This is a genomic window from Streptomyces venezuelae (assembly GCF_008642375.1).
Lineage (GTDB): Bacteria > Actinomycetota > Actinomycetes > Streptomycetales > Streptomycetaceae > Streptomyces > Streptomyces venezuelae_G.
This window is the reverse complement of the sequence record NZ_CP029194.1, coordinates 6,003,408-6,029,545: the sequence shown is the minus strand read 5'-3', so window position 1 is coordinate 6,029,545 and position 26,138 is coordinate 6,003,408. Positions and strand designations below refer to the sequence as shown.

The 26,138-nt window shown below is 74.2% G+C and carries 19 protein-coding genes and 1 pseudogene; 12 read left to right on the top strand and 8 right to left on the bottom strand.

Annotated elements, in window-relative coordinates:
- Positions 1–46 precede the first annotated feature (46 nt).
- Complete coding sequence (locus DEJ46_RS27595; protein ID WP_150270601.1) at positions 47–469, bottom strand: organic hydroperoxide resistance protein; 423 nt, start codon at positions 467–469, stop codon at positions 47–49.
- Between the two features lie 63 nt (positions 470–532).
- Positions 533–1,552: an NADP-dependent oxidoreductase gene (locus tag DEJ46_RS27590; RefSeq protein ID WP_150270599.1), complete on the bottom strand. Its 1,020-nt coding sequence runs from the start codon at positions 1,550–1,552 to the stop codon at positions 533–535.
- 106 nt (positions 1,553–1,658) lie between these two features.
- On the opposite strand from DEJ46_RS27590, the gene DEJ46_RS27585 reads away from it, so the two are divergent.
- Positions 1,659–2,093 carry a MarR family winged helix-turn-helix transcriptional regulator gene (locus DEJ46_RS27585; RefSeq protein ID WP_150270597.1) on the top strand — a complete coding sequence of 145 codons (435 nt, stop codon included), beginning with the start codon at positions 1,659–1,661 and terminating at the stop codon, positions 2,091–2,093.
- Between the two features lie 33 nt (positions 2,094–2,126).
- Here DEJ46_RS27585 and DEJ46_RS39320 read toward each other — a convergent pair whose 3' ends face one another.
- Positions 2,127–3,035, bottom strand: coding sequence for a hypothetical protein (locus tag DEJ46_RS39320; RefSeq protein WP_190622926.1), 909 nt, complete (start codon positions 3,033–3,035; stop codon positions 2,127–2,129).
- A 364-nt stretch (positions 3,036–3,399) separates the two neighbouring features.
- Here DEJ46_RS39320 and DEJ46_RS27575 point away from each other — a divergent pair, with 364 nt between their 5' ends.
- From DEJ46_RS27575 to DEJ46_RS27560, 4 genes are all read left to right on the top strand, one after another.
- The gene (locus DEJ46_RS27575) at positions 3,400–4,461 is read left to right on the top strand and encodes a rod shape-determining protein (RefSeq protein WP_150270593.1); all 1,062 of its coding nucleotides are present in this window, start codon (positions 3,400–3,402) and stop codon (positions 4,459–4,461) included.
- Between the two features lie 54 nt (positions 4,462–4,515).
- Positions 4,516–6,162 (top strand): GAF domain-containing protein, encoded by a 1,647-nt coding sequence (locus DEJ46_RS27570; RefSeq protein ID WP_223835144.1) that lies wholly within the window; start codon positions 4,516–4,518, stop codon positions 6,160–6,162.
- Positions 6,163–6,310: 148 nt separating this feature from the next.
- Positions 6,311–7,495, top strand: a complete 1,185-nt coding sequence (locus DEJ46_RS27565) for a nitrate/nitrite transporter (protein WP_150274816.1) — start codon at positions 6,311–6,313, stop codon at positions 7,493–7,495.
- Positions 7,496–7,550: 55 nt separating this feature from the next.
- Positions 7,551–9,005, top strand: coding sequence for an acyl-CoA synthetase (locus DEJ46_RS27560; RefSeq protein WP_150270589.1), 1,455 nt, complete (start codon positions 7,551–7,553; stop codon positions 9,003–9,005).
- Positions 9,006–9,063: 58 nt separating this feature from the next.
- Here the strand turns inward: DEJ46_RS27560 and DEJ46_RS27555 are convergent.
- The 4 genes and pseudogenes from DEJ46_RS27555 to DEJ46_RS27540 form a co-directional block, all read right to left on the bottom strand.
- Positions 9,064–12,761: pseudogene (locus tag DEJ46_RS27555) on the bottom strand (S8 family serine peptidase).
- 164 nt (positions 12,762–12,925) lie between these two features.
- Positions 12,926–14,185, bottom strand: a complete 1,260-nt coding sequence (locus DEJ46_RS27550) for an MFS transporter (protein WP_150270587.1) — start codon at positions 14,183–14,185, stop codon at positions 12,926–12,928.
- Positions 14,182–14,628 carry a GNAT family N-acetyltransferase gene (locus DEJ46_RS27545; protein ID WP_150270585.1) on the bottom strand — a complete coding sequence of 149 codons (447 nt, stop codon included), beginning with the start codon at positions 14,626–14,628 and terminating at the stop codon, positions 14,182–14,184. The genes DEJ46_RS27550 and DEJ46_RS27545 overlap by 4 nt, the downstream gene beginning before the upstream one ends.
- 35 nt (positions 14,629–14,663) lie before the next feature.
- Entirely contained in the window at positions 14,664–18,128 is a 3,465-nt protein-coding gene (locus tag DEJ46_RS27540) for an AfsR/SARP family transcriptional regulator (RefSeq protein ID WP_150270583.1), read from the bottom strand.
- Positions 18,129–18,274: 146 nt separating this feature from the next.
- On the opposite strand from DEJ46_RS27540, the gene DEJ46_RS27535 reads away from it, so the two are divergent.
- From DEJ46_RS27535 to DEJ46_RS27510, 6 genes are all read left to right on the top strand, one after another.
- Complete coding sequence (locus tag DEJ46_RS27535) at positions 18,275–19,048, top strand: SDR family oxidoreductase (RefSeq protein ID WP_150270581.1); 774 nt, start codon at positions 18,275–18,277, stop codon at positions 19,046–19,048.
- A gap of 74 nt (positions 19,049–19,122) precedes the next feature.
- Entirely contained in the window at positions 19,123–19,728 is a 606-nt protein-coding gene (locus DEJ46_RS27530) for an NAD(P)H oxidoreductase (RefSeq protein WP_150270579.1), read from the top strand.
- The gene (locus DEJ46_RS27525) at positions 19,725–21,212 is read left to right on the top strand and encodes an MFS transporter (RefSeq protein ID WP_150270577.1); all 1,488 of its coding nucleotides are present in this window, start codon (positions 19,725–19,727) and stop codon (positions 21,210–21,212) included. Before DEJ46_RS27530 ends, DEJ46_RS27525 begins: the two co-directional genes overlap by 4 nt.
- 195 nt (positions 21,213–21,407) lie before the next feature.
- The gene (locus tag DEJ46_RS27520) at positions 21,408–22,694 is read left to right on the top strand and encodes a cytochrome P450 (protein WP_150270576.1); all 1,287 of its coding nucleotides are present in this window, start codon (positions 21,408–21,410) and stop codon (positions 22,692–22,694) included.
- Positions 22,691–23,191 (top strand): NUDIX domain-containing protein, encoded by a 501-nt coding sequence (locus DEJ46_RS27515; protein WP_150270574.1) that lies wholly within the window; start codon positions 22,691–22,693, stop codon positions 23,189–23,191. Before DEJ46_RS27520 ends, DEJ46_RS27515 begins: the two co-directional genes overlap by 4 nt.
- A 113-nt stretch (positions 23,192–23,304) precedes the next feature.
- Entirely contained in the window at positions 23,305–24,981 is a 1,677-nt protein-coding gene (locus DEJ46_RS27510) for a prenyltransferase/squalene oxidase repeat-containing protein (protein ID WP_150270572.1), read from the top strand.
- Positions 24,982–25,026: 45 nt separating this feature from the next.
- Here the strand turns inward: DEJ46_RS27510 and DEJ46_RS27505 are convergent, their stop codons facing one another.
- Positions 25,027–25,509, bottom strand: coding sequence for a MarR family winged helix-turn-helix transcriptional regulator (locus DEJ46_RS27505; protein ID WP_150270570.1), 483 nt, complete (start codon positions 25,507–25,509; stop codon positions 25,027–25,029).
- A 143-nt stretch (positions 25,510–25,652) separates the two neighbouring features.
- Between DEJ46_RS27505 and DEJ46_RS27500 the strand changes: the two genes are divergently transcribed.
- Positions 25,653–26,069, top strand: a complete 417-nt coding sequence (locus tag DEJ46_RS27500; protein ID WP_150270568.1) for an organic hydroperoxide resistance protein — start codon at positions 25,653–25,655, stop codon at positions 26,067–26,069.
- The last annotated feature ends 69 nt before the right edge of the window (positions 26,070–26,138 follow it).

Genomic DNA, 26,138 nt, shown 5'->3' with positions numbered 1-26,138 from the left:
CCGGTCGGTCGGGGTGCGGCCCTCACTCAGTGTGCCGGTCCGGAGCTCAGACGGCGAGCTCGACCGTGATGTTGCCGCGGGTCGCCTTCGAGTACGGGCAGACCTGGTGGGCCTTCTCGATCAGGCTCTTGGCGGTCTCCGCGTCCACGTTCGGGATGGTCGCCGAGATCTTGACGATGATGCCGAAGCCGTCGTCGTTCTTGCCGATGCCCACCTCGGCGGTGACCGTCGAGCCGGACACGTCGGCGTTCTCGTTGCGGGCGACGACGCCCAGCGCGCCCTGGAAGCAGGCGCTGTAGCCGGCCGCGAAGAGCTGCTCGGGGTTCGTGCCCGCGCCCGAGCCGCCCATCACCTTGGGCGGGTTCACGACGACGTCGAGCTGACCGTCGTCGGTGGCGACCCGGCCGTCACGGCCGTTCTCGGCGGTGGCGACGGCGGTGTAGAGAACGTCGGAGTGCTGAATGGACATGCTGGTCATTCCTTCATCGGTTCGCCGCGACTCGCGCCCACGATCGCGGCGGCTGAGGGAAGACTAGCGGTTCACCGAGACGATCATCTTTCCGGTGTTGTCCCCGCGCAGCAGCCCGAGGAAGGCGTCCACGCCGTTCTCGATGCCCTCGACGAAGGTCTCGCGGTGCTTCAGCTCGCCGGAGCCGAGCCAGCCGCCGACCTCCTGGACGAACTGGTTCTGCAGGCCGTAGTGGTCGCCGACCAGGACGCCCTGGAGGCGGAGCCGCTTGCCGATGATCATCGCCATGTTGCGCGGGCCGGGGACCGGCTCCGTGTCGTTGTACTGGGCGATCATGCCGCAGATGGTGGCGCGGCCGTGCACGTTGAGCGAGGAGATCGCGGCTTCGAGGTGGTCCCCGCCCACGTTGTCGAAGTAGACGTCGATGCCGTCCGGGGCGGCCTCGCGGAGCTGGTCCTTGACCGGGCCGTTCTTGTAGTTGAAGGCCGCGTCGAAGCCGAGCTCCTCGACGAGGAACTTCACCTTCTCGTCGGAGCCGGCGGAGCCGATGACCCGGGAGGCGCCCTTGAGCCGCGCCATCTGGCCGACCTGGCTGCCGACGGCCCCGGCCGCGCCGGAGACGAAGACGGTGTCGCCCTCCTTGAAGGAGGCGACCTCGAAGAGGCCCGCGTAGGCCGTGAGGCCGGTCATGCCGAGCACGCCGAGGTAGGCGGAGAGAGGGGCGAGCGCCGGGTCGACCTTGGTCGCGTGCTGCGCCGGGACGTCCGCGTACTCGCGCCAGCCGAGGCCGTGCAGGACGTGGTCGCCGACGGCGAAGCCCTCCGCGTTGGACGCGACGACCTCGCCGACCGCGCCGCCGTCCATGGGGTGGTCCAGCGTGAACGGCGGGATGTACGACTTCACGTCGTTCATCCGGCCGCGCATGTACGGGTCGACGGAGAAGTGCAGGTTGCGCACGAGGATCCGGCCCTCGGCGGGATCGGCCACCGGGACCTCTCGCAGGGCGAAGTCCGCGGCGGTCGGCCAGCCGTGCGGACGGGCGACGAGGTGCCACTCACGGCTGGACGCGGGAAGAACGGACATGAGCACGGCCTCCAGGCAAAGATTCACAACGCAAATGTTTCACTGACTGAAACAACCATGCGCCTTGATATTTCATGTTGTCAAGTATCTGGGTAGGATGATGCCCATGGCCACCTCACGCACGGACCCCCTGACCCTCGAAGTCGTCGAGCTGATCGGCACGGTCGTGGCGCGCTACTACGAGGAGTACGAGCAGGCGGCCGCTCAGCACTCGCTGACCGGCGCGCAGGCCCGGGTTCTCGGGCTGCTCTCGCTCGATCCGCTGCCGATGCGCAGGATCGCCCAGAAGCTGAAGTGCGAGCCGTCCAACATCACGGGGATAGTGGACCGCCTGGAGGCCCGCGGGCTCGTCGAGCGCCGGCCCGACCCGGACGACCGGCGGGTCAAGCTGGCCGTCCCCACGGACGAGGGCCAGGACACGGCCCGGCGGCTGCGCGAGTCGCTGGACTTCGCCCGCGAGCCCCTCGGTGAGCTGACCGAGGTCGAGCGGACCCTCCTGCGGGACCTGCTGAGGCGGATGCTCGGCGAGGACGCGGTCTAGAGCGGGGCGCGCCGCCCCTGGCTCCGCACGCCCTCAGACGCACCACCAGAGGAAGCGGGTGCACGGGGTCTCGGTGGGCGTCGGAGTGGGGCTCGGCGAAGCCGTCGCCGTCGCCGTTCCCGACGGTGAGCCGCTCGGGGTGGGCCCGGTGCCTGTGGGCGTCGCCGTGGCCGTGCCCGAGGCGGTCGGCGTGCCGGGCTGCGGGACGTCGGGCGTGGCGGAGGACGGGGACGCCGGGCGGGTGGGCGTCGGCGATGCGGCCGGGTCGCCACCGGCACCCTCCCCCGAACCGGAACCGGAACCCGAACCGGAACCCGAACCCGTGCCCGAACCGGAACCCGAACCCGTGCCCGAACCGGAACCCGAACCCGTGCCCGAACCGGCGCCGGACCCCGCCTCCGTACCGGAGCCGGATCCCGTGCCTATCTGGTGTTCGCGGGTGGGCGCGTTCGTGCTCGGCGCGACCGTGACCGCCGACGGGCCGGAGCCGTCCTGCGGGCCGGCGCTCTCGCTGCTCTCCGTACTTCCGGGGCTCTCGGAAGGAACGGGCGGGATCGAGGTCTCGACGACCTCCTGCTCCTGCACGGCCGTGGCCGCGCCGCTCGCCTCCGGCTCCTGCAGGGCCAACTGCACCACTCCCAGCGTCCCGGCCGCGAGGACCAGTCCCACCGTCCCCAGCAGCACCGTGCGCCCCCGGCGCACCCGCGCCCGTCTGCTCCCGCGCGCGGCGGACCGGCCCCGCGCGGCGGTCCGGGCGGCGCGACGGCCGCCCGAGGCGGGTCGCGGCGGCTCGACGACGTCCAGTTCGTAGACGTACTCCGGCTCGGCGGGCGGAACGGGTGCGTGGGGGGTCTCGTACCGCAGTTCCTCGACGGGGGTCCCGCACCCGGCACAGGCGAGGGCCCCGTTGAGATGCCGCCGGCACGCGTGGCAGTAGTCCATGGGGCCCGCAGGCTATGCGGCGCGGTGCGGCGTCAGGTAGGCGCGGAAGTGAGGATCTTGTGAGGAAACCGCAGGTCGTCGGCGGTGCGTCGCGATTCTCCCGCTTCGGTCAGGATCGTCTCGGGCCGCACCGGCCCCCCTCCGGGTGCGCTCCCGGCACTCCCGGGGCACGGCCCCCGGCACGCTTCAAGCACCCTCCTCGGGCACTCCCCCGCCCTCCCCCGGCCCTCTTCCGGGACGCACGGGTGGCCCCGGGCGGCGCAGCCCAGCGCGCGCCGGACCCGGGGCGGTCGCACGATGCGAACAGGACCGCGCAACGCGAAACACCTCGCCCGTGCCAGCACCGCATTCCGGAGGATCCGCCGTGACCGTCAGCCTTGAGCAACTGCGCCGTTGCCATGTCGCCGTCGACCTGGGGGCCGCGCGCACCCGGGTCTTCGTCAAGGGCGCCGGACTCGTCGTCGACGAGCCCAGCGTCGCCGCCGTCAACACCCGTACAGGAGCGCTGATCGCCGTCGGCGCGCTGGCGGAGAAGATGACGGGCCGCACCCCCGACTACATCCGGGTCGCCCGGCCCGTCTCCGGCGGCACGGTCGTCGACATCGAGATGGCGCAGCGGATGCTCCGCCACCTCCTGGGCGAGAAGCTGCGCCGTCAGCTCCGCCGCAAGCCGCGGCTGCGCGCGGCGGCGTGCACGCCCCACGACAGCGACCCGCTCGCCCAGCGCGCCGCCGTGGAGACGCTCGTCGGTCTCGGGGCGCGCCGGGTCGAGCTCGTCGACACCCTGATCGCCGCCGCCGTGGGCTGCGGGCTCCCGGTCGAGCAGCCGACCGCCACCATGATCATGGTGTGCGGCGCGGCGACAACTCAGGTCGCGGTGCTCTCGCTCGGCGCGATCGTCACGGCGGAGCGGATCCCGATCGGCGGCGACGCCATCGACCACGCCGTCATCCAGCACCTGCGCCACCACCACGAGCTGATGCTGCCGAGCCAGTCGGTACGCCCGCTCCAGCTCGCCCTCAGCGGCAACGGCCTGACGCCGCACGGCCCGGCCTCCACGGAGATCCACGGCCGGGACGTCGCCACGGGCCTGGCCCGCTCGGTCACCGTCGACACCGCCGCCGTGCGGGAGGCGATCCACACCCCGCTGACGGCGGTCCTCGACGGCATCGGGAAGGTGCTGCGCGACTGCCCACCGGACCTGGTGGCCGACCTCGCGGACCGCGGGATCATGATGGTCGGCGGCAGCGCCCTGCTGCCGGGCCTCGACCAGATGCTGCGCGAGGCGACCGGCATGCCGGTGCACATCGCCGAACGGCCCGACGTGTGCGCGGTCCTGGGGCTCGGCGCGATGCTGGAGGGCAAGGTCCAGCCGATGGTCCTCGACCCGCTGTCGGTGCGCGACCCGCTCGCCGACGCCGACTGACCCCCATCACCACCCCATTCGTACGATTCGTACGACGATGAGACCATGATGATCATGGACGAGGCCGAAGACGTGGACCGGGGCGGGGACGGGGACGGCGTGGACGAGCACGGTGCCGTCCTGCCCCTGCTGCTCGAAGCGGTCCTCAGCGTCGGTACTGATCTCGAACTCCACGCCACCCTCCAGCACCTCGTGGACTCGGCGGCCGCACTGACGGGGGCCCGCTACGGGGCGCTCGGGGTCCTCGACCCCGAGCGCCGCCGGCTCACCGACCTCTTCACGTCCGGCATGACCGAGGAGGAGCGACAGCACGTCGGCGGGCTCCCCGACGGTCACACCGGCCTGCTCGGCGTCCTGTCCCAGGACCCGCAGCCGCTGCGGCTCGACGACCTGGCGTCCGATCCTCGCTCGTCCGGGGTCCCCGAGGGCCACCCGGAGATGCGCTCCTTCCTCGGTGTCCCGATCCGGGTCCACACGCAGGTCTTCGGCAATCTCTACCTCACCGAGAAGCGGACGGGCAGCTTCACCGAGCAGGACCTCTCGCTCCTCCGGATCCTCGCCTCCCAGGCCGGGATCGCCATCGGCAACGCCCGCCTGTACGAGACGACCCGGCAGCGGGAGCGCTGGATCGAGGGCGCGGCGGCCGTGACCACCGCCCTCCTCACCGGCGAGTCCGCCGAGAACGCCCTGATGACCGTCGCCGAACAGGCCCGGATCCTCGCCGACGCCTCGGCCGGTGTGGTCCTCCAGCCCACCCCTGAGGGCGGGATGGAGATCGTCGCCGCCTCGACCAACGACGACCCCGGCGATCTGGTGGGCACGACGATCGCGCCCGGCTCCCCCGTCCTCGTCCAGCTCCTCGGCGGGGAGCCGGTCTTCGTGGAGGACTCGGCGACGGATCCCCGGATGACCACCCATGTCCGGTCGCGCTTCGGCCCGTCGATGATGCTGCCCCTGCAGAGCGGCGGGAAGCTCATCGGCACGCTCGCTCTCCCCCGGCGGCACGGCGGCCCGCCGTACTCGGCGGTGGACCGCCTGCTGGCCTCGCAGTTCGCCTCGCAGGCGGCGCTCGCACTGGTCCTCGCGGACGCCCGGCAAGACCGGGAGCGGCTCGCGGTGTACGAGGACCGGGACCGGATCGCGCGGGACCTCCACGACCTGGTCGTCCAGCGGCTGTTCGCCACGGAGATGATGCTGGAGTCGACCCGGCGGCGCGCGGCCGGCCCCGAAAACCCCGGCTCCGCCGGTTCCCCCGTCCCCGCCGAGTCCGACTCGGACTCGGACTCGGACTCGGACTCGGACTCGGACTCGGACTCAGACGAGAGCGCGCTCCTCGGCCGGGCCGTGGACGAGCTGGACTCGACGATCCAGGAGGTCCGGACGACCATCTTCGCGCTCCAGCAGCCCCCGGCGGACGCCCCGGCCTCCTTCCGCGGCCGGGTCCTGCGCGAGACCGGCGGGGCGGCGGCCCTGCTCGGCTTCCAGCCGTCCGTGCACTTCTCGGGCGCGGTCGACACGCTCGTCGGGGACGAGGAGGCCGGGAAGCTCCTCGCCGCCCTGCGCGGGGCGCTCGCGGCGGCTCACCGGCGGTCCGGGATCACCGCGATCACCGTGGAGGTGACGGCCGGCGGCGGGGGCGGGGGCGTACGGCTCCGGGTCGAGGACGACGGGACCCCGCCGACCACCGTCGTCTGGCCGTAGGACCCGCTCCTCCGCCCCTGTCGCCGGGCCCCCGACGCACCCCCCGTACGGAGCAGTCCGGCGCGCCGCGGCCCCCGCCCGGATCTTGACTGGAGGCGTGGACACCGAGAGCAGACCCCCGACAGCGGCGGCCTACCGCAATCTGGCGATGGCCACCATCGGCTTCACGCTCACCTTCTGGGCGTGGGACCTGATCGCGCCGATCGCGAGCTGGTACGGCGACCGGCTCGAACTCAGCTCCTTCCAGCAGTCGCTGCTCGTCGCGGTGCCCGTCCTGGTCGGCTCGGTGGGCCGTATCCCGGCCGGCGCCCTGACCGACAAGTACGGCGCGAAGCTGATGTTCCCGGTCGTCTCGGCGCTGACGATCATCCCCGTGCTCCTCCTGATCGTCGCCAAGGACAGCTACGGCCTGATGCTGGTCGTCGCCTTCCTCCTCGGCCTCGGCGGCACGACGTTCGCCATCGGCATCCCGCTGGTCAACTCCTGGTTCCCGCCGTCCGAACGCGGTCTCGCGCTCGGGGTCTTCGGCATGGGCATGGGCGGCGTGGCGCTCTCCGGCTACTTCACGCCCCGGATCGCCAAGCACGGCGAGAACCTCCCCTTCATCGTGGTGGCGATCGCGCTCGCCGTGTACGCGGTGCTGGCCGCCCTCCTCATCACCGACCGCCCCGACCGGCCCGTGCCCACCGCCTCCCTCGCGAGCCGGCTCGGCTCGGCGGGGCGGCTGCGGGTGACGTGGGAGCTGTCGGCGCTGTACGCGATCGGCTTCGGCGGCATCGTCGCCTTCGGCGTCTACCTGCCGACGTACCTCAAGACGTGGTACGAGCTCGACCCGACGGACGCGGGCACCAAGGCCGCCGGTTTCGCCCTGGTCACCGTCATTTTCCGGCCGATCGGCGGCTGGCTCTCGGACCGGATCCACCCGGCGCTCGTGACGGCCACCGCGCTCGGCGTGGTCGCCGTCTTCGCCATCGTCCAGGCCTTCGACCCGCCGCTGAACCCGGGCGGCACGATCGCCCTGCTCGTCATGGCCGCCGGTCTCGGCACGGCGAGCGGTTCCGTCTTCGCCCTGGTCTCGCAGGTCACGCCGCAGGCCAAGGTCGGCAGTGTCACCGGCATCGTCGGCGCGATGGGCGGCCTCGGCGGCTTCGTGCCGCCGCTGGTGATGGGCGCGATCTACAGCGCCAAGGACTCGTACTCGATCGGCTTCATGCTCCTCTCCGACCTGGCGCTCGCGGGCTGTGTGTACGCGTACGGGCGGATGCGCGCGATCCGGCCGGGCGGGGAGGAGCCGGAGTCCGAGCCGACGAAGATCACAGTCCGTCAGCCCTGACGGACGGGCAGAATTCTCCGGGCAACCCTCGACCTCGACCCGAGGAGTACGACCGGTGAGTGCGCTCTTCCCCGCCCTGGCGGCCCCGTCCGACCGGCCCGCGCTGCGCTGCGGCCCGGACACGCTGACGTACGCCGGACTGGCCCGCGCCGCAGGCGCCCTCGCGGTACGGATCGGGGGTGCGGGCCGGGTCGCCGTCTGGGCCACGCCGACCGCGCACACGGCGGTCGCGGTGGTGGCCGCCCTGCTCGCGGGCGTGCCCGCCGTACCGCTCAACCCGCGCACGGGCGAGCGGGAGCTGGCGCACATCCTCGGCGACAGCGCGCCCGGCGCGGTGCTCGCCGCACCCGGGGACGAGCTGCCGGCCGGGCTCACCGCGCTCCCCCGGACCGATGTGGACCTCGCTCCGGCGGACGGCCCCGCGTCCCCGGTGACGGAACCGGACGACCCCGAGTCCACCGCCCTCATCGTCTACACCTCGGGCACCACCGGCCCCCCGAAGGGCGTCGTGCTCTCCCGGCGGGCCATCGCCGCCTCCCTCGACGCGCTGGCCGAGGCCTGGGCGTGGACGGCGGACGACGTGCTCGTCCACGCGCTGCCGCTGTTCCACGTCCACGGGCTGATACTCGGCGTCCTGGGCCCGCTGCGGCGCGGCGGCGAGGTCCGGCACCTGGGCGCGTTCTCGGTGGAGGGCGTCGCACGGGAGCTGGGCGCCGGGGGCGGCACGATGCTGTTCGGCGTCCCGACGATGTACCACCGGATCGCGGACGCGCTCGGCGAGGACGTCCGCCTCACGGAGGCGCTGGCGGGAGCACGGCTCCTCGTCTCGGGCTCGGCGGCGCTGCCGGTCCACGACCACGAGCGGATCACGGCGGCGACGGGCCGGGCGGTCGTCGAGCGGTACGGGATGACCGAGACGCTCATGAACACCGGCGTGCGGCCCGGCGGCGAGCCCCGGCCGGGCAGCGTCGGGACCCCGCTCGCGGGCGTCGGCCTGCGCCTGGTGGACGAGGACGGATCCGTCCTGAAGGAGCTCGACGGGGAGACGGTCGGCGAGGTGCAGGTCCGCGGCCCGAACCTCTTCTCCGGCTATCTGAACCGGCCGGACGCGACGGCCGCGGCCTTCGACGGCGACTGGTTCCGCACCGGCGACATGGCGGTCCGCGAGGCGGACGGCGCGGTGCGTCTGGTGGGACGCAAGGCGACCGACCTGATCAAGAGCGGCGGCTACAAGATCGGGGCGGGCGAGATAGAGAACGCGCTGCTCGACCACCCCGGCGTGCGGGAGGCGGCCGTGACGGGCGAGCCGGACCCGGACCTGGGCGAGCGGATCGTGGCCTGGGTCGTGCCGGCCGACGCCTCGGCGCCCCCGGCGGAGGCGGAGCTCGCGGCGCACGTGGCGGGCCTCCTCGCCCCGCACAAGCGGCCCCGGGTGGTGCGCTACCTCGACGCGCTCCCCCGCAACGACATGGGCAAGGTCCTGAAGAAGGCGCTCCCCGCCGCTCGTTGACGAAGGAAGAGGCCGGGCCCCCGGCTCACCGGGGCCCGGCCTCGTACCGGTTCGGCTGCTACTTCACGCCGAGCGCGCGGACGAGTTCCTGTGTGACCGTGCCGCCCTGGTCGTCGCTCGCGCCCGCCCGCAGGGAAACGGAGGCCGCCCCGGACGGGATGCGGAGCTCACCGCTCCAGGAGGCGCCGCGCCACGAGGGCTTGAGGGCGACCTTCGTCCAGGTCTTCCCCTCGTCGTAGGAGACGTCCAGGGTGCCGCCGGTGATCGTGCCGGTGCCGGAGGCACCGTCCACGTACTCGGCGAAGGTCCGCACGGGCAGCCTGCTTCCGGCCCGGACGTCGCCGTTGAGGTCGGTGTCCAGGTCGAAGCCGAGGTTGAGCATCGGCAGGTAGGTGATCCGGTCGTGCGGGGTCTCGGCCGAGCGGAAGGTCCACTCGCTGCGGCCCTTGGTGGCGAGCCGCCAGCGGGCCGGGTCGAGCGCGGTGTCGGTGACGACCTTGTACGTGGCCTCGTGCGCCGGGGCGTCCCAGGCGTAGGCGCCGGAGCTCTTCTTCCGGTCGACGCGGACGCCGTCGACGTACACCTCGGTGTACTGGCTCATCGTCGGGTCGCTCCACACGTTGCCGAAGCCGGTGTGGTCGGTGCCCGAGTCGCCCCAGCCGGGGGTGTTGAAGCGCAGGTCGTTGCCGGTGCGCTGCTGGCCCCAGCCGAGGCCGGTGCCGAGCCAGGGGTGCCAGACGGGGCCGAACCAGTCGAGGTCGACGCGGCTGCCGCCCCGGTAGGACGGGGTGCCGCCGCGCTCCTCCAGGGAGTCGCCGAGGTCGACGGACTCGTGCCAGCGCTGGCCGGTGCCGGTGGAGACGTACTCGGTGCGCTCGGCCGGGAAGGCGATCCACTCCTTGAAGCCGACGCCGATCGGGAAGGTGTCGGTGATCGAGTAGCGGAACTCGCCGCCCAGCTCCGCGCGCTTGGTCGGCGCGTGGAACGTGGAGCGGATCGTGGCCAGTTCGTCCTCGCCGGGCCGGAAGACGAGGTCCTTGCCGATGGCACGGGGGTGGCCCTCGGAGAGGTCGTACGTGTACGGGGTGAAGCGGGTGCCGGTCAGGTCGACGCGCTGGCCCCGGGCCGCGCCGGCGGCGAGCCGCTGCGCGTCGGCGGTGTTCACGGTGGAGACGGAGAGCGGCCGGTCCTCGTAGTCGGCGGTGCCGAACCACTTCATCAGCCGGCCCGGCCGGTCGTCGGTGACGAACAGGGCCTTGGCGCCCGCGTCCTGGGCGGTCTGGGCGAGCTGCGTCGGGTCGGCGCCGGCGGTGAGCCGGACGAGGACGGCCTTGCCGGTGGCGTCCTTGCCCGCGTACTCGGCGGGGGTGCCGGTGCCCGCGTCGACGAGGCCGAGACGGTGGCGTCCTTCGAGGAGGGTCGTGCCGCCCTGGGGGGTGGCGCCGGAGAGGCGGACGCCGTCGACGCTCGCCTCCACCATCGGCTTGCCGAGGCGCCAGACGGTCCGGTACTCGAAGGTGCCGTCGGTGACGGGCGCGGTCGGCGCGGCGAAGAGGGAGTCGTAGGTCATGGGGACCTGGACGATGTCCGTGTAGGAGGTCCCGTTGGCCTTCCGGTCGTACTCCATGAGGAGCTGCCGGGTCTCGGTCCGCTTCTCGACCTCGGCGCGGATCTCGCGCAGCTGCCGTCCGTCGAGGGTGATCTCGCGGTCGCGGTCGAGGACGACCTCCGGAGAGGCGAGGAAGCCGAGGCCGAGGGAGTCCGCGCCGTGCGAGCCGCGCACGTCGAGGAAGGTGTCGACGGTGTACGTGCCGGGCTTGAGGCGCAGTTCGACGGTACCGGAGTCGCCGACGGCCGCCGGGAAGGGGTCCTCGCCCGCGGTCAGCTTCTTCATGCCGAGGAAGGCTGCGGTCGGGGCGCCGTCGCGGCCTTGACGTGGACGGTGAGCGTGTAGCGCTCCTCTTCCTTGACCAGGCCGAGCGCGGTGTGCGCGACGGGCGCGCCGCCGGCGGTGGCGGTGATCCGGCCGGAGGACCGCCCGACGGGAGCCTTGGTGCCGTCGCCCGTGACGGTGGTGCTCGCGGAGCCGTGGGCGGGGACGGTGAGGGTGGTGTCGGCGAGGGCGGCGACCCCGGCCGGCATGCCCTCGACGGCGAGGTCAAGCCCGACGGGCGCGTCGGAGGAGTTGGTGTAGGTGACGGTCCGGGTGACCGGCTTGTTCTCCTCGTACGGCCAGGAGGCGAAGCCGAGGTCGGCGGAGCCGGTGGCGGTGATGTCCGCGGCGATCGCGGCGGCCACGTCGACCCGGCCGGCGCCGAGGGCGTACGCGGACGCGTCGAGCGTCTTCGACGAGGACATGAGGGCGTTCTTGAGCTGGGCGCCGGTCCAGTCGGGGTGCTTCTCGGCGAGCAGCGCGGCGACGCCGGCGATGTGCGGGGTCGCCATCGACGTACCGCTCATGGAGGTGTAGAGGCCGCTGCCGGTGGCGAGCTGGGAGCGGGCGGCGAGGATGCCGACGCCGGGGGCGGAGAGGTCGGGCTTGAGGGCCTGGTCGCCGTAGCGGGGGCCCTGGCTCGTGAAGTAGGCGGCCTCGTCGGCGGAGTCGACGGCGCCGACGGTGAGGGCGGAGTCGGCGGCGCCGGGCGAGCCGATGGAGCCGGGGGCCCCGGAGTTTCCGGCGGCGATGACGAAGAGGGCGCCGGTCTCGGCGGTGAGGGTGTTGACGGCCTGGGCCATCGGGTCGGTGCCGTCGCTCGGTTCGCGGGAGCCGAGGCTCATCGAGACGATCTTCGCGTCGATGTCCTTGGCCGCCCACTCCATGCCGGCGATGATCTGCGACTCGGTGCCGGAGCCCTCGTCGCTGAGGACCTTGCCGACGGCGAGGGTGGCGCCGGGGGCGACGCCCTTCTCCTTGCCGTCGCTCGCGGCGCCGGAGCCACCGACGGTGGAGGTGACGTGCGTGCCGTGGCCGTCGCGGTCGGCGACCTCCTGGCCCTCGATGAACGACTTGCTCTCGGCGACCCGGCCCACCAGGTCGGGGTGGCCGAGGTCGGCGCCGGTGTCGAGGACGGCGACCTTGACGCCCTTGCCGGTGAGGCCGGCCTCCCAGGCCTTCGGGCTGCCGATCTGGGCGTTGGAGTCGGCCATGGCGGCCTCGACCCGGCCGTCGAGCCAGACCTTGCCGGGGGCGGCGGCGCGGGAGGCCGCGCCCTTCGCCGTGAAGCCCTGCCAGAAGGCGCCGGGGTCGGTGGCGGTGACGGCCGCGCCGCCGATGCTGGGGAGGGCGCGGACGGTCTCGGCGCCGCGCGGGGCGGGGGCGGCGGCCCGGGCACCCTTGGCTCCGTACGTGACGATCAGTGGCAGTTCGCCGGTGACGCCCTGCTCGACGAGGCCCGTGACGTCGAAGAGGCGGGGGTCGAGCGCACCCGAGGCCAGGTAGGGGGCGGCCTCGTCGGGGACGACCGTGACGCGTCCGTCGACGACCTGGGTGCGTATCGCGCCGGTGGCGCCCTCGGCCCGGTCGACGGTGACGGTCTGCCGGGCGCCGCCGAGGTCGGTGAGGGTGACGCGGTCGCCCGTGACGAGGGTGACGGTGGCGCTGGTGCCCGTGCCCTTGGCCCCGGTGAAGGTCGCGGGTACGGAGGTGGTGGCGCCCGGCGCGGCGGCGGTCTGCCCGGCCGAGAGCATCACGAGGGAGATGCCGGCGGCGAGCAGGCCGGCCCTCCCTCTGCCGAAGGGGGTGATCCTCGACGTCATCGACGAAACTCCTCGCGGACCCGGGGTAGGGGTTTTTCCGGGTGCCGCGAGGAGTCTTGGCCTGTGGGGCGGGAGTTGACCCCGGTTACTCCTGGCGGTTATGTGCCGTGGCGGCCAACCGCCAGGTCAGGACGGCCGGTTCGGGTCGAAACCCGCACGGAGCCTCACGGAGTGGGGTCGAGTGCGTCGTACCGGCGGAAAGAGCGGCCGTAGAGCGCCAGGAGACCGACGGCGAGGACGCAGGCGATGCCGCCGCCCGTGATGGCGACGGCCGGGGAGGTCAGGTCGGCGACGGAGCCCGCGAGGAAGTCACCGAGCCGGGGCCCGCCGGCGACGACCACGATGAAGACGCCCTGGAGCCGGCCGCGCATCTCGTCGGGTGCGGCGACCTGCATCATCGTGTTCCGGAAGATCATCGACACGGTGTCCGAGTAGCCGGCGAGCGCGAGCAGGAGCAGCCCGAGCCAGAGGTTCCGGGTCAGTCCGAAGACGGCGATGGCGGTGCCCCAGCAGGCGACGGCGATCAGGATCGCCTGTCCGTGGTGGCGGATCCGCCCCTGCCAGCCGGAGAGGACGCCGCCGAGGAGCGCCCCGAACGCGGGCGCGGCGACGAGGAGTCCGGTGGTCTTCGCGTCCCCGCCGTACCAGAGGACGGCGACGGCCGGGAACAGGGCGCGGGGGTGGGCCAGGATCATCGCGCAGAAGTCGGAGAAGAACGTCATGCGCAGGTTGGGGCGGGTGGCGAGGAAGCGCAGCCCGTCGAGGACGGAGGCCCTCTTGCCCCCCGTCCGGTCCGGGAGCATGGACGGCAGCCGCCACATCGCGTAGAGGCTCGCGGAGAAGGCGAGGGCGTCGACGAGGTACGCGGCCTGGAAGCCGGCGAAGCCGACGATCAGGCCGCCGAGGCTGGGCCCGACGAGCATGCCGAAGGTCATCACCATCGAGTTGAGCGCGTTGGCGGCGCGCAGCTGCTCGGGCGGCAGGAGCCGGGGGATCATCGAGCTGCGGGCGGGCGAGTTGAGCGCGGCGCACACGGCCTGGAGGGCGACGATCCCGTAGAGGAACCAGACGCGGTGGAAACCGGCGAACGCGGCGCCCGCGAGGGTGATGGACAGGACGGCGGAGCCGAGGGCGCTGGCGAGGCCGAGCTTGCGGCGGTCGACGGTGTCGGCGACGGCGCCGCCGTACAGGCCGAAGACGACGAGAGGGACGAGGGAGAACAGCCCGACGAGCCCGACGGAGAAGGGCGAGCGGGTGATCTCGTACACCTGGAGGGAGACGGCGAGGGCGGTCATGCCCTGGCCGACCCAGGAGACGGTGCTCCCGAACCAGAGGCGGCGGTAGTCGGCGGAGGTCCGCAGCGGGGTGAGGTCCGCGAAGACCCTGCGGCGGGCCTTCTCCTGGGTTTCCTGGGCGGCGGTCACGCGATGTCGTACCGCAGCTCGGGGCGGGCCCAGTGGATCCGTCCGGCGGGCGGGAGGACGCCGGTGCGGACGGCGCCGGTACGCAGGTAGAACTCCTCGGCGGGCGGGTGCGCGACGACCCGTACGGCGCGCAGTCCGGCGGCCCTGGCCTGCCCGGTCATGTGCTCCATGAGCAGCCGTCCGATGCCGAGGCCCTGGGCGGAGTCGGCGACGAAGGCGAGGTCGAGCTCGGCCTCGTCGACGAGGAGGGCGTAGAACCCGAGCACCCGGCCGTTCCCGTCGACGGCGACGAAGACGAGGTGGTGCTCGATGTACGCCCCGCCGACCTGGTACCCGTCGACCATGGCGGCGTAGTCGCCCCGGTAGGCGGCGGAGGTCCGGACGAGCCGGGTGAGCCGCTTGGAGTCGTCGGCGCCGGCGCGCCGGATGGTGATGTCGGGCATGGAGCGAGTATAGGGACGTAGCCGGTGGTTACTCCTTACAGTTTGGTGAACGCGGTGGTGGGCCCGGCCTGGCTCCCTCCGCGGGCCGCCTCGCTCACGGCGGTGTCGTGGGTCAGTGCCGTGCCGTGGGCGAAAGCCGTGGCGAAGGCCTCCTCGCCGAGGGCGGCGCGGGCCGCCGCCTCCGTACGGTCGACGTCGGCGCGCTCCGCCGGGGGCAGCGGCGCGCCCGTCGAGGCGCGCAGCGCGGCCGCCGCGCCGAGCAGGAGCGCGGCGCCCCGGGCCCGGCCGGCCGGGGCGTGCGCGGAGGCCAGACCCTCCAGGGCGAGCGCGACGGCCCTCGGGTCGCCGGAGGTCAGCGCGGTGCCGTACCCCTCCTCCTGGAGCTTCAGGGCCTGCGTCAGGTCGCCGCGCGCGAGCGCCGAGAAGCCGAGCTCGGCCAGGATCAGGGCGTTGGCGGAGTCGAGGCCGACCGAGCGGTGCCAGTCGAGGACCTCCCGCATGTGGCGCTCGGCCTCCTCGTGGAGGCCCTCGCGCCGGGCGCCCAGGCCGAGCCCGAGGACGGCGTTGATCTCGCCCGCGCGGAAGCCGACCTCGGCGGCCCGGTCCCTGGCGGCCTCGTGATAGGTCCGGCACTCGGCGAGATCGCCCCGGAGGAGGGCCGTACGGCCGAGCCCGGCGAGCAGGTCGGGCACCTCGGTCGTCAGGCCGAAGCTCTCGGCCGCGGCCAGACCGGCCCTCTTGAGGCGGTCGGCGCGCTCGTACTCGCCGTGGATCTCGGCGGCGGTCGCGAGCGGGTAGACGGTCCACAGCCGGGAGCAGGCGTCGCCGAGCTCGGCGAACAGGGCATCCGAACGGGCCGCGTCGGCCTCCGCGCCCGCCACGTCGCCCCGGAGCAGGAGCTGCACGGAGCGGTCCGCGAGCGCGGCGGCCTCGCCCCAGCGGTCGCCACGGGCCCGGAATCCGTCGAGGGCGCCACCGGTCAGCTCACCGCCCTCGACCTGGCTGCCGGTGCCGCAGAGCGCATGAGCGAGGAACCAGCGGGCCCAGGGACGGCCGGCGGCGCTTTCGTAGGTGGGGCGGGCGGGCGAACCCGGCAGGCCGGGCGCGTCGGACGAGCCGGGCGCGTCGGAGGAGCCGGGCAGGCCGGTCACTTCGGTCTCCTCGATCTCCTCTGCCTCTTCGGTCGTCGCCGCGTCGTAGGCCGCCAGGGCGTCCTCGATCCGGCGGCGCCGGTCCGTCCCGTCGCCGCCCATGACCGCGAGCCCCGTGCGCCAGACGCCCACGCGGGCCCGCAGGGCGGCGAGTTCGGGTGCCTCGGCGGCGCCGCCGCCGGCCGGGTGCGCCCGCAGCGCCGCCGTCGCCGAGCGGAGCGCCTCGCCGAGCCGCCCGCGCATGATCCAGTACCAGGCGAGCGCGTCGACGAGCCGGAGCGCGGCCCCCGCGCGGCCGGTCTCGGTGAGCGCCCGGTCGAGGGCCGCCCGCAGGTTCGGGGTCTCGGCGTCGAGGTGGGCGAGGCGCCGGCGCTGGTCGGGGCCGCGCAGGGCGGTCCCGGCCGCCTCCGCGACGCGGAGGTAGTACGTGAGGTGGCGTTCCCGTACGGCCTCGGTCTCGCCCTCGTCCCGCAGCCGTTCGAGGCAGTACGCGGCCACGGACTCCAGCAGCCGGTAGCGCGGCCCGTCCGGTCCGTCGACGGCCACGACGAGCGAGCGGTCCACGAGCCGCACGAGCAGCCCGAGGACGTCGGCGACGGCCACGTCGTCCTCCCCCGCGCAGACCCACTCCGCCGCCGCCAGGGTGCAGCCCTCCGCGTGGACGGCGAGGCGGCGGAGGACCGTCCGTTCCGGCGCGCTCAGCAGGTCCCAGCTCCAGTCGATGACCGCCCGGAGCGTCTGTTGCCGGGCGGGGGCGCCGCGCAGGCCCGCGTCGAGCAGCCGGAAGCGGTCGTCGAGCCGTTCCAGGAGCCCGTGCACCCCGAGCGCGCGGACCCGGGTCGCGGCCAGCTCCAGGGCGAGCGGGATGCCGTCGAGGCGGCGGCAGATGCCTCGTACCGCCTCCCGGGCCGACGCGTCGAGCGCGATGCCCGGCGAGGAGGCGGACGCCCGGGCGGTGAACAGCGCGACCGCGCCGTCCGTGTCGAGCGGCTCCACCGCCCACAGCGTCTCGCCCGCGAGCGCCAGCGGCTCCTGGCTCGTCGTCAGGACGACGAGTCCCGGCGCGGCGCGCAGGAGGAGTTCGGCGAGGGAGGCGGCCTCGTCGACGACGTGCTCGCAGTTGTCCAGGACGAGCAGGGCGCGCCGTCCGCGCAGGACCTCGGCGAGCCGCTCCGCCGTGGTGGGCGGCCGCTCCCCGTCGGGCCGCAGCCCCCACACCCCGTCGTCGCGCAGTTCGAGCGCGGCGGCGACGACCTCGGCGAGCTCGCCGCCCGCACCGGCGAACTCGACGAGCCACGCGCCGTCCGGGAACGCCTCCTCCACCCGCCGTGCCGCCTCGACCGCCAGCCGGGTCTTCCCGACGCCGCCGGGGCCGGTCAGGGTGACGAGCCGCCGCTCGCGCAGCAGCCCGGTCACCTCCGCCACCGACTCGTCGCGGCCGACGATCCCGCTGAGCGGCACGGGGAGGTTGCCCCGCGCGGACGCACCGGCCGAGGAAGGCGAAGGCGCAGGCACAGGCACAGGCACAGGAACGGGCACAGGAACGGGAACAGGCCCCGGCACAGACACAGACACAGGCACCGGCGCCGCCTCCGGCGCCGACAGCTCCGCGTCCTGTCGCAGGATCGCCGTGTGGAGCGCGGCCAGTTCGGGGCTCGGGTCGAGTCCGAGCTCGTCGGCGAGGAGGGCGCGCAGCTCCTCGTACCCCGCGAGCGCCTCGCTCTGCCGGCCGGCGCGGTACAGCGCCCGCAGCTGCACGGCGCGCAGCCGTTCGCGCAGCGGATGACGGGCCACCAGCTCCGCCAACTCCCCTGCCAGTAGGTCGTGTTCACCGAGCAGCAGACGCGTTTCGGCGAGCGCCTCGCGCGCGGAGAGCCGCTCCTCCTCCAGCCGGTCGGCCGCCGCCCGGGCGAACGGCTCCGCCGCGAAGTCCGCGAACGCCGGCCCCCGCCACAGGCCGAGGGCCTCGCCGAGCAGCTCCGCCCGGCGGCGCGGCTCCGCCGTGGCCCGGGCGCGGGCGGTGAGCGCCGCGAACCGGTGGGCGTCCAGGGCCTCTTCGGGCACCGCGAGGAGGTAGCCGGGGGCCCGCGTGACGACGAGCTCCCGCCCGCCGGGCTCGGCCTCCTCCAGGGCGCGGCGGAGTTGGGAGACCTTGGCCTGGAGGGCCCGCAGCGGGCTGCCGGGCGGTTCGTCGCCCCACAGGTCGTCGACGAGCCGGTACGCCGCGACCGGCCGGTCCGCGTCGACGAGCAGGGCCGCGAGCAGGGCCCGCACCTTGAGCTCCGGCACCCGGACCGGCCGCCCGCCTTCGGTCCGTACGGACGTCTCCCCCAGCACCGCGAATCGCATGCGGTCACCGTAACCCGGCCCGAACCGGGCCCGAACAGAGCCCTGACCAGGCCCGAACAGGATCCGAGCCCGACCCGAACACCCGCCCGGCAGAGTCGTTCCCGTCAGCAGGAAACGACCGAACAGACACACACCGGGAGCCCACCATGAGCGCCAACACCACCCACACCCTCGCCGGCAAGACCGCCCTCGTCACCGGCGCGAGCCGGGGCATCGGCCGGGCGATCGCCCTCCGACTCGCCGCCGACGGCGCCCGCGTCGCCGTCCACTACGCCAACAACGAGACGGCGGCGAAGGAGACGGTCGCCGCGATCGAGGCGGCCGGCGGCAGCGCCTTCGCGATCCGCGCCGAACTGGGCGTCCCCGGCGACGCCGAGGCGCTCTGGAGCGCGTTCGACGCCGAGGCGGGCGAGGACGGCGGCCTCGACATCCTCGTCAACAACGCCGGGATCGCCGGCCCCGGCGTGATCCACGAGGTCGAGGAGGCCGACTACGACCGGGTCTTCGCGGTCAACGCCAAGGCGCCGTTATTCATCATCAAGCAGGGGCTCGGCCGGCTGCGCGACGGCGGCCGGATCGTGAACATCTCCTCCGGGGTCACCAAGGTCGCCTTCCCCGGCATGACCTCGTACGCCGCGTCCAAGGGCGCCGTCGAGGTGCTGACCCTGACCCTCGCCCAGACCCTCGGCTCCCGGGGCATCACGGTCAACGCGGTCTCCCCGGGCACGATCGAGACCGACATCCACCCGTGGATGGCCGACCCCGCGGCCAAGGCGCACGCCGCCGGCTTCTCCGTCTTCGGCCGGGTGGGCCAGCCGGGGGACGTGGCCGACGTCGTCGGCTTCCTCGCCTCCGACGCCGCCCGCTGGGTGACCGGCCAGAACATCGACGCGAGCGGCGGCTCCGGCCTCGGTCTCTGACCCTTCGAACACGCACCGCCCCACCCACGCCCGCCCCCACCCACGCCCGCCCCCACCCGAAGGACCCGCACACGATGAGCCCGCACACTCTCCTCGTCCACGCCCACCCCCGCTCCGACTCGCTCACCGCCCAGGTCGCCGACCTGGCCCACTCCCGCCTGAAGGACGAGGGAGGGACCGTCGACGTGCTCGACCTGTACGCCGAGGGCTTCGACCCCGTCCTCCGGCCGGCCGACGAACCGGACTGGGGGGACCGGGAGAAGAGGTACTCCCCCGAGGTCCACGCCCACATGGACCGCATCCTGGCCGCCGACGACATCGTGATCGTCTTCCCGGTGTGGTGGATGGCGCCGCCGGCCGTCCTCAAGGGCTGGATCGACCGGGTGTGGAACTACGGCTTCGCCTACGGTCGCAGCAAGCCCCGCCTGGCCGCCAAGCGGATGCTGTGGCTGGCCCTCATGGGCCAGTCCGCCCAGGAGATCGAGGCCCTCGGCCTGTCCACCGTCGTGGACACCCAACTGCGGCTCGGAGTCTCGGAGTACTGCGGGATCAAGGACGCGTCCGTCCGGATCGTGTACGGCACCGAGCTCTCCGGAGTCCCGAAGGACCGGCGCCCGGAGCGCGTCCGGACCCTGCTGGCCGAGGCGGACGCGGCGCTGGAAGGGGGACTCTCGCGATGACCGCGCCCCTGGACACCTCCCCGCCCCGGGCGGCGCCCGCGAAGGCCGGGGCCCTCCAGTGGCTCGGCCTCGCCGTCCTCCTTCTCCCCGTCACCCTGATGACGGCCGACCTCGGGGTGCTGTGGCTGGCCACTCCGTACCTCTCCGCCGATCTCCGGCCCAGCGGCGCCCAGTTGCTGTGGATCACCGACATCTACGGCTTCCTCACCGCGGCGACGCTCGTCATCATGGGCACGCTCGGGGACCGGCTCGGCCGGCGCAAGCTCCTGATGGCGGGCTCGGCGGGCTTCCTGCTCGCCTCGCTGCTCGCCGCGTACGCCCCGAACGCCGGGACGCTGATCGCGGCCCGCGCCCTCCTCGGGGTGGCCGGCGCGGCCGTCCTGCCGTCCACGCTCGCCCTGATCAGCCACATGTTCACGGACGCCCGGCAGCGGGCCACGGCCATCGCGATGTGGGTCACCGCCCTCTCCGTCGGCCTCGCGATCGGACCGGTCGTCGGCGGGGTGCTGCTCGCGGCCTGGTGGTGGGGGTCGGTCTTCCTGATGGGCCTGCCGATCATGCTGATCGCGCTGGTCACGGCCCCGCTGCTGCTGCCCGAGTACCGCGATCCGAAGCCGGGCCGGCTCGACGCGGCGAGCGTGGTCCTCTTCCTGCTCGCGGTCCTGCCGCTGGTGTACGGCGTGAAGTCGCTGGCCGCGCACGGCCCGACGGCGGAGGCGGCGGCCGCCTTCGCCCTCGGCGGAGCCTTCACCGTCCTGTTCGTCCGCCGCCAGAACCGGCTCACGACCCCGCTCCTGGACCTCGGGCTCTTCAGGCGCCGGGCCTTCACGGGCGCGCTGCTCGCCCTGCTCCTGGGGATGACCGCGCTGAACGGCGTCGAGTACCTCATCCCGCAGTACCTCCAGTCGGTCGCCGGGCTCTCCCCGCTCGGCGCGGGGCTGTGGCTGCTGCCGGGGGCCGCCGCCCTGATCGCCGGTTCGCAGCTGACGCCGTTCGTGGCCGCCCGTGTCCGCCCCGCGTACGTCCTGGCCGGCGGGCTCCTCGTCTCGCTCGTCGGGTACGCGGTGGTCGCCCTGGCCTCCGGCGTGACGGCGGCCGCCCTGGGCCTCGCCGTGATCATGTTCGGCGCGGCACCGATCAGCGTCCTCGGCACAGCCCTCGCGGTCGGCGCCGCCCCGCCGGAGAAGGCGGGCGCGGCGGCGGCCACCGGGCAGACGGCCTACGACCTGGGCCTGGCCCTGGGGATCGCGGTGACGGGCAGCGTGGCGGTGGCCGTCTACCGCACGGGCATCCCGGCGGACGCCCCGGCGGCGGCTCACGAGAGCCTGGGCGCGGCGCTCTCCCTGACCGACGAGGGCGTGATCGCCCAGGCCCGGGAGGCGTTCACCACGGCCCTGCACACGGCCTCGGGACTGAGCGCGGCCTTCGCCCTGGTGACGGCGGTCGTGGTCCTGGCCCTCCTGCGAGGCGCCCCCCGCACGTGAGTTGCCTCCCGAGCCGCCGGGCCCCGCCACCGCGCCCACCCGCCGCCACCTCACCCCACCACCACCTCACCCCACCACCGCAGACGCTCCACCATCCGCTCCTCGAAGGGCAGTTCACCCTTCGGGGAGTCCGTCGTTCCGGGCAGGGGGCCACGCGGGACCCGAAGATCACAAAGGGAGCTACGATACGTCACCATGCAATCGCAATCCGTGACGGACGGCCTGCTCCCCGACTTCCTGGACGACTCCGTCGTGGCGGCCTGGGCCGCCTCCGGCGCCCCGCTCGTCGACCTTCTCCGCCTGGCCCGCGTGCCGGGCCGGGTCACCGGCTTCCGCCGGGGCGGCCGGGCCGCGGTCCTGATCACGGAGCCGCGCCACGTGCACCAGGTCCTCGGCATCGGCGGCGACCGGTTCGTGAAGCGGTCGCACCGGGCGAGACCCCTCATCGGCGACGGGGTGATGACCGTCACCGGGGAGGTGTGGAAGTCCCAACGCCGCCTGCTCCAGGCGATGTTCACCGGCCGCGGCATCCAGCGCTGGGAGCGTCACATCGTCGCGGCGGCGGACCGCGTCATCGCCCGCTGGGCGGAGTCGGCCCGGCGCGGCGAGCCGAGGGACATCGCCGAGGACGCGCAGTTCTTCACCGTCGACACGATCTGGCGCTCACTGACGGACCACCCCCTGGACCAGGAGACGTACGTCGACCTGTCAGCCGTGCAGGACATCGTGGCGGCGCTCCCCGCCGACGTGGGCGGGTCGGCCGCGCTCCCTCCCGAAGTGGAGACCGCTCTCGCCGCCCTGGACGAGCGGACACACCGGGCCATCGCGGAAGCCCGCGGCCGGCGTGAAACCGCAACCACCGGCACCGGCACCGGGCCGAGCGTCCTCGACCGGCTCCTCGACGCGGCCGGGAGCGATCCCGCGTACACGGACCGGCTGATCCGCGACGAGCTGGTCACCCTGCTCGTCGCCGGTTACGAGAGCAGCGCCCGCACCCTGGCCTGGGCCTTCGTCCTCCTCGACCGGCACCCCGAGGCCATGGAGCGGGCGGCGGGCGACGCACGGGCCGTCGAGGCGGTGCTCGCCGAGACGCTGCGGCTCTACCCCACGGGCTGGCTGCTCCCCCGCCACGCCCCGGCCGACGAGACCCTGGACGGCCTGCGGATCCCCGCCGGTACGGACCTCCTCGTCTGCCCCTACCTCACCCACCGCGACCCGGAGGTGTGGCCCGACCCCGAGGCCTTCGCCCCGGAGCGCTTCCCCGCCCGGGCACCGCTGCCGCCGGGCGCGTACCTCCCCTTCGGCATCGGCCCGCGCGCCTGCCTCGGCACCCGCTTCGCGATGCGGGAGATGGAGGCGCTCCTCGGCGCGCTCCTGTCCCGCTTCACCGTCGAGACGACCGGACCGGTGGGCGAGCCGGTGTTCGGCATCAATCTGCGCCCGGCGGGCCCGCTGTACGCACGCGTCCGCGAGCGGAGGTGAGCGCGCGGCCCCACGAGCACGTCGACTACGTCGACCCCGGGGACCGGGTGATCGCCCAGGGCGGGCGGGCGACCGGGGCCCCGACCGGCCTGCTCCGCCGGTACGCGGCGACCGTCTGCACCGATCACGCGGGCCGGGTCCTGCTGTACCGGCGGACCGCCTCGGCGCCCGTCTACCCGGGCCACTACGACGTGCTGGTGGGCGGGGCGGTGCGGGCGGGCGAGGAGTACCGCGCGGCGGCGCTGCGGGAACTACGGGAGGAGCTGGGCTGGGCGGCCGCGCCCGGCCTGGCCGAGGCGTACCGGATCCGCGTCGACGATCCGCACGGCGCCTGCTTCCTGACCGTCCACCACTGGCGGGCCGACCGCGCGCCCCGGCCCGATCCGGCGGAGATCGCCTGGTGCGGCTTCGTCACGCCGCTGTCGATCCTGACCGGCGGGTACACCCCGCTGGTCCCGGCCGGCGAGGCGGCCGTCCGCCGCCTCTTCCCCCTCTGACCCCCCTCCTCCTGACACCCCTGCTCGCACGACAGACCGACTCGACCGACACCACCGACCCGACCGACTCGACCGACTCGACCGCCACGACTCCGCCGAAGGACCCCTCCACGATGCCGACGTCCTGCGCTCTGCCCCTGAGCGGTGCCTCCCTCGCCGTCCCGGGCCCCCTGGCCGGGCACCCCCTCCGCCCCGGCACCGACACCGACACCGAGCCCTCCGGCCTCGACCGGGCCCGTGCCCGGCTGGCCACCCGGCTGCTGGCGGCGGCCGGTCCGGACGGGCTGCTCCGCGCCCCGTGCGACAGCCGGATCCTGGAGTCCGCGCTGGCGCTGCGGCTGCTCACGGTGACGGGGGTCGACCCGGACGCCCAGGAGCGGCTGACCCGCTACCTGAAGATCGCGCTGGACGAGGGCGCGCCCGACCCGGTGCAGGAGGCCGCGGCGCGGGCGGCGCTCGGCGAGTACGTGGACGGGCGGGCCGCCCTGAACCGGCTGCTCGGCGGCTTCGACCACTTCACGGCCGCGCGCAAGCGGCTGATGTTCCGGACGGTCCTGGCGGAGCTCGGCGCCCACCCGTTCCCGGAGCTCTCCTCCTCCGGGGACCCCGGCGACACCGTGGCGCTCTTCGAGGGGCGGGGCCAACAGCGGTGGCTGGTCACGGAGATGGCCGCGCTGAAGACCCTGTACGCCTTCGGCACCGGCGTCCCGCATCTCGTCACCGAGGACGACTGGCGGGCACTCGCGCCCTGCGCACTCCCCGGCCCGCCTCCGTACGGCAATCATCTCGCCCGGCTCCTCGGCCTGTTGGCGCTCCGCCTGCGGCCCGGACACGCGGCGACCGTCCGTGCGCGGGCGCGGGAGCTGCGGACCTGGCTGCGCGGGGACGGCGGGCTGCCGTTCCTCTCGGGGATGGACGTCTTCGCGACGGCGACCGGCGGTCTCGCGCTCGCCGGGGCGGGCGCTCCCGCGCACACGCTGCGGGCCCTGGCCGCCGCCCTGATGGAGCGACAGAACCCGGACGGGGGCTGGGGGTTCGGCCGGAGTACGGGGCAGAGCGACGTCGACGACACCTCGTACTGCGTGGAGTTCCTGCGGGCCTCGGCCCCCGAGCGGTGCGGTGGCGCGGTGGCGGCGGCGGTGCGGTACCTCCTCGACCGGCAGGGCGGGGACGGCGGCTTCCCGACCTTCGAGCCGGGCAATGCGTCGGAGGTGGCGATAACGGCGGCCGCCGTGAACGCGCTCGCTCCCGAGCCCGGTCACCGGGCGGCGGTGGAGGCCGCGGTCCGGTTCGTCGTGGAGCGGCAGGAGGAGCAGGAGGCGGCCGGGTCGTTCGAGCGGAGCTGGAGCCTCAACGAGAGCAACGCCCTCTTCCGCGGGGTCCTCGCGTACGACTCCTTCCGTGCCGTCGCCCCGCCGGGGCACGCCCTGGCGGCCGGGGTCGCGCGGGCCCGGGCGCGGGCCGTCGCCCGGCTGGTCGCGACGCAGAACGCCGACGGCGGCTGGGGGCACCTGCCGGCCGACGCGAGCGACCCGATCAGCACCGCGTACGCGCTGATCGCCGTCTCACGGGGGCGCGACGGGCCGGCCGCGCCGTGCGCGCCGACGGCCCGGGGGGCGACGGAGCGGGCGGTGCGCCACCTGCTGGCGCGGCGGGGGCCGGACGGCGGCTTCGTCTCCCGTCCCGACCAGGCGGGCCCGCGCCCGCTCGCGTACCACGTGCCGCTCCTGGCGGACGTGTGCGTCCTCCTCGGGCTCAACCACGCGCGCGCGGCCGGCCTGCCCGGCTGACACCGTCGGCCCGCCCGCCGGGCCGACGCGACCGGCCGAAGGGGCTCAGGTGCAGGAGCCGAGGGCGTCCGGGTCGACGGCGTCGAGCCGGACGGCCAGGGCGTCGAGGCGTTCCCGCAGGTCGCGGATGTCCTCCAGCGGGAGGCCGGTCGCGGCGGCGATCCGGCGCGGGACGCCGAGCGCCTTCCCCTTCAGAGCGGTCCCTTCGCCGGTCGGCCGCACGGTGACGGACCGCTCGTCCTCGGGGCTGCGGCGCCGCTCGACGTATCCGGCGGCTTCGAGCCGCTTGAGCAGCGGGGACAGGGTCCCGGAGTCGAGCCGCAGCCGCTCCCCGATCCCCTTCACGGGCAGCTCGCCGTGCTCCCAGAGCACGAGCATGACGAGGTACTGGGGATAGGTGAGCCCGAGCTCCTTGAGCGCCTCGCGGTAGACGCCGTTGAAGGCGCGGGTCGCCGCGTGCAGCGAGAAGCAGATCTGGTGGTCGAGCCGGAGGAAATCCTCGTCCGGGACCGTGTCGAGCGTCTCCATGGCTCCAGGATACGCGAGGACACCTCACACACGATTCAGTTGTGCACAACTTAATCGTGCGCTATTAATAGAAGGGCGCCCCGGAAGAACACCGCCGGGGGCAACAGGGGGACACCGCCCCCGAGGAGAGGAACGGAAGAACCATGGACGCGATCTACACCGCAGTCGCCACCGCCAACGGCCGCGAGGGCCGCGCCGTCAGCTCCGACGGCCACATCGACCTCCCGCTCGCCCACCCCCAGGCCCTCGGCGGCAACGGCCTGGGCACCAACCCCGAGCAGCTCTTCGCCGCCGGGTACGCGGCCTGCTTCGCCAGCGCGATGGGCGTGGTCGCCCGCCAGGAGAAGATCGACGTCTCCGAGGCCTCGGTCACCGCCGAGGTCTCCATCGGCAAGGACCCGGCGGACGGCGGCTTCGGCCTCGCGGTCGTCATGCGCGCCGAGTTCCCCGACCACCTCCAGGGCGAGGCGGGCCTGGCCCTCCTGGAGAAGACCCACGCCTTCTGCCCGTACTCGAAGGCCACCCGCGGGAACATCGCGGTCGAGCTGGTCGTCGAGTAGTCCGGACGGTTTCGGGGGAGGGAACCTGAGGGAACCCGCGTACGGGGTGGCGACGCCTCAGGCCCGGGT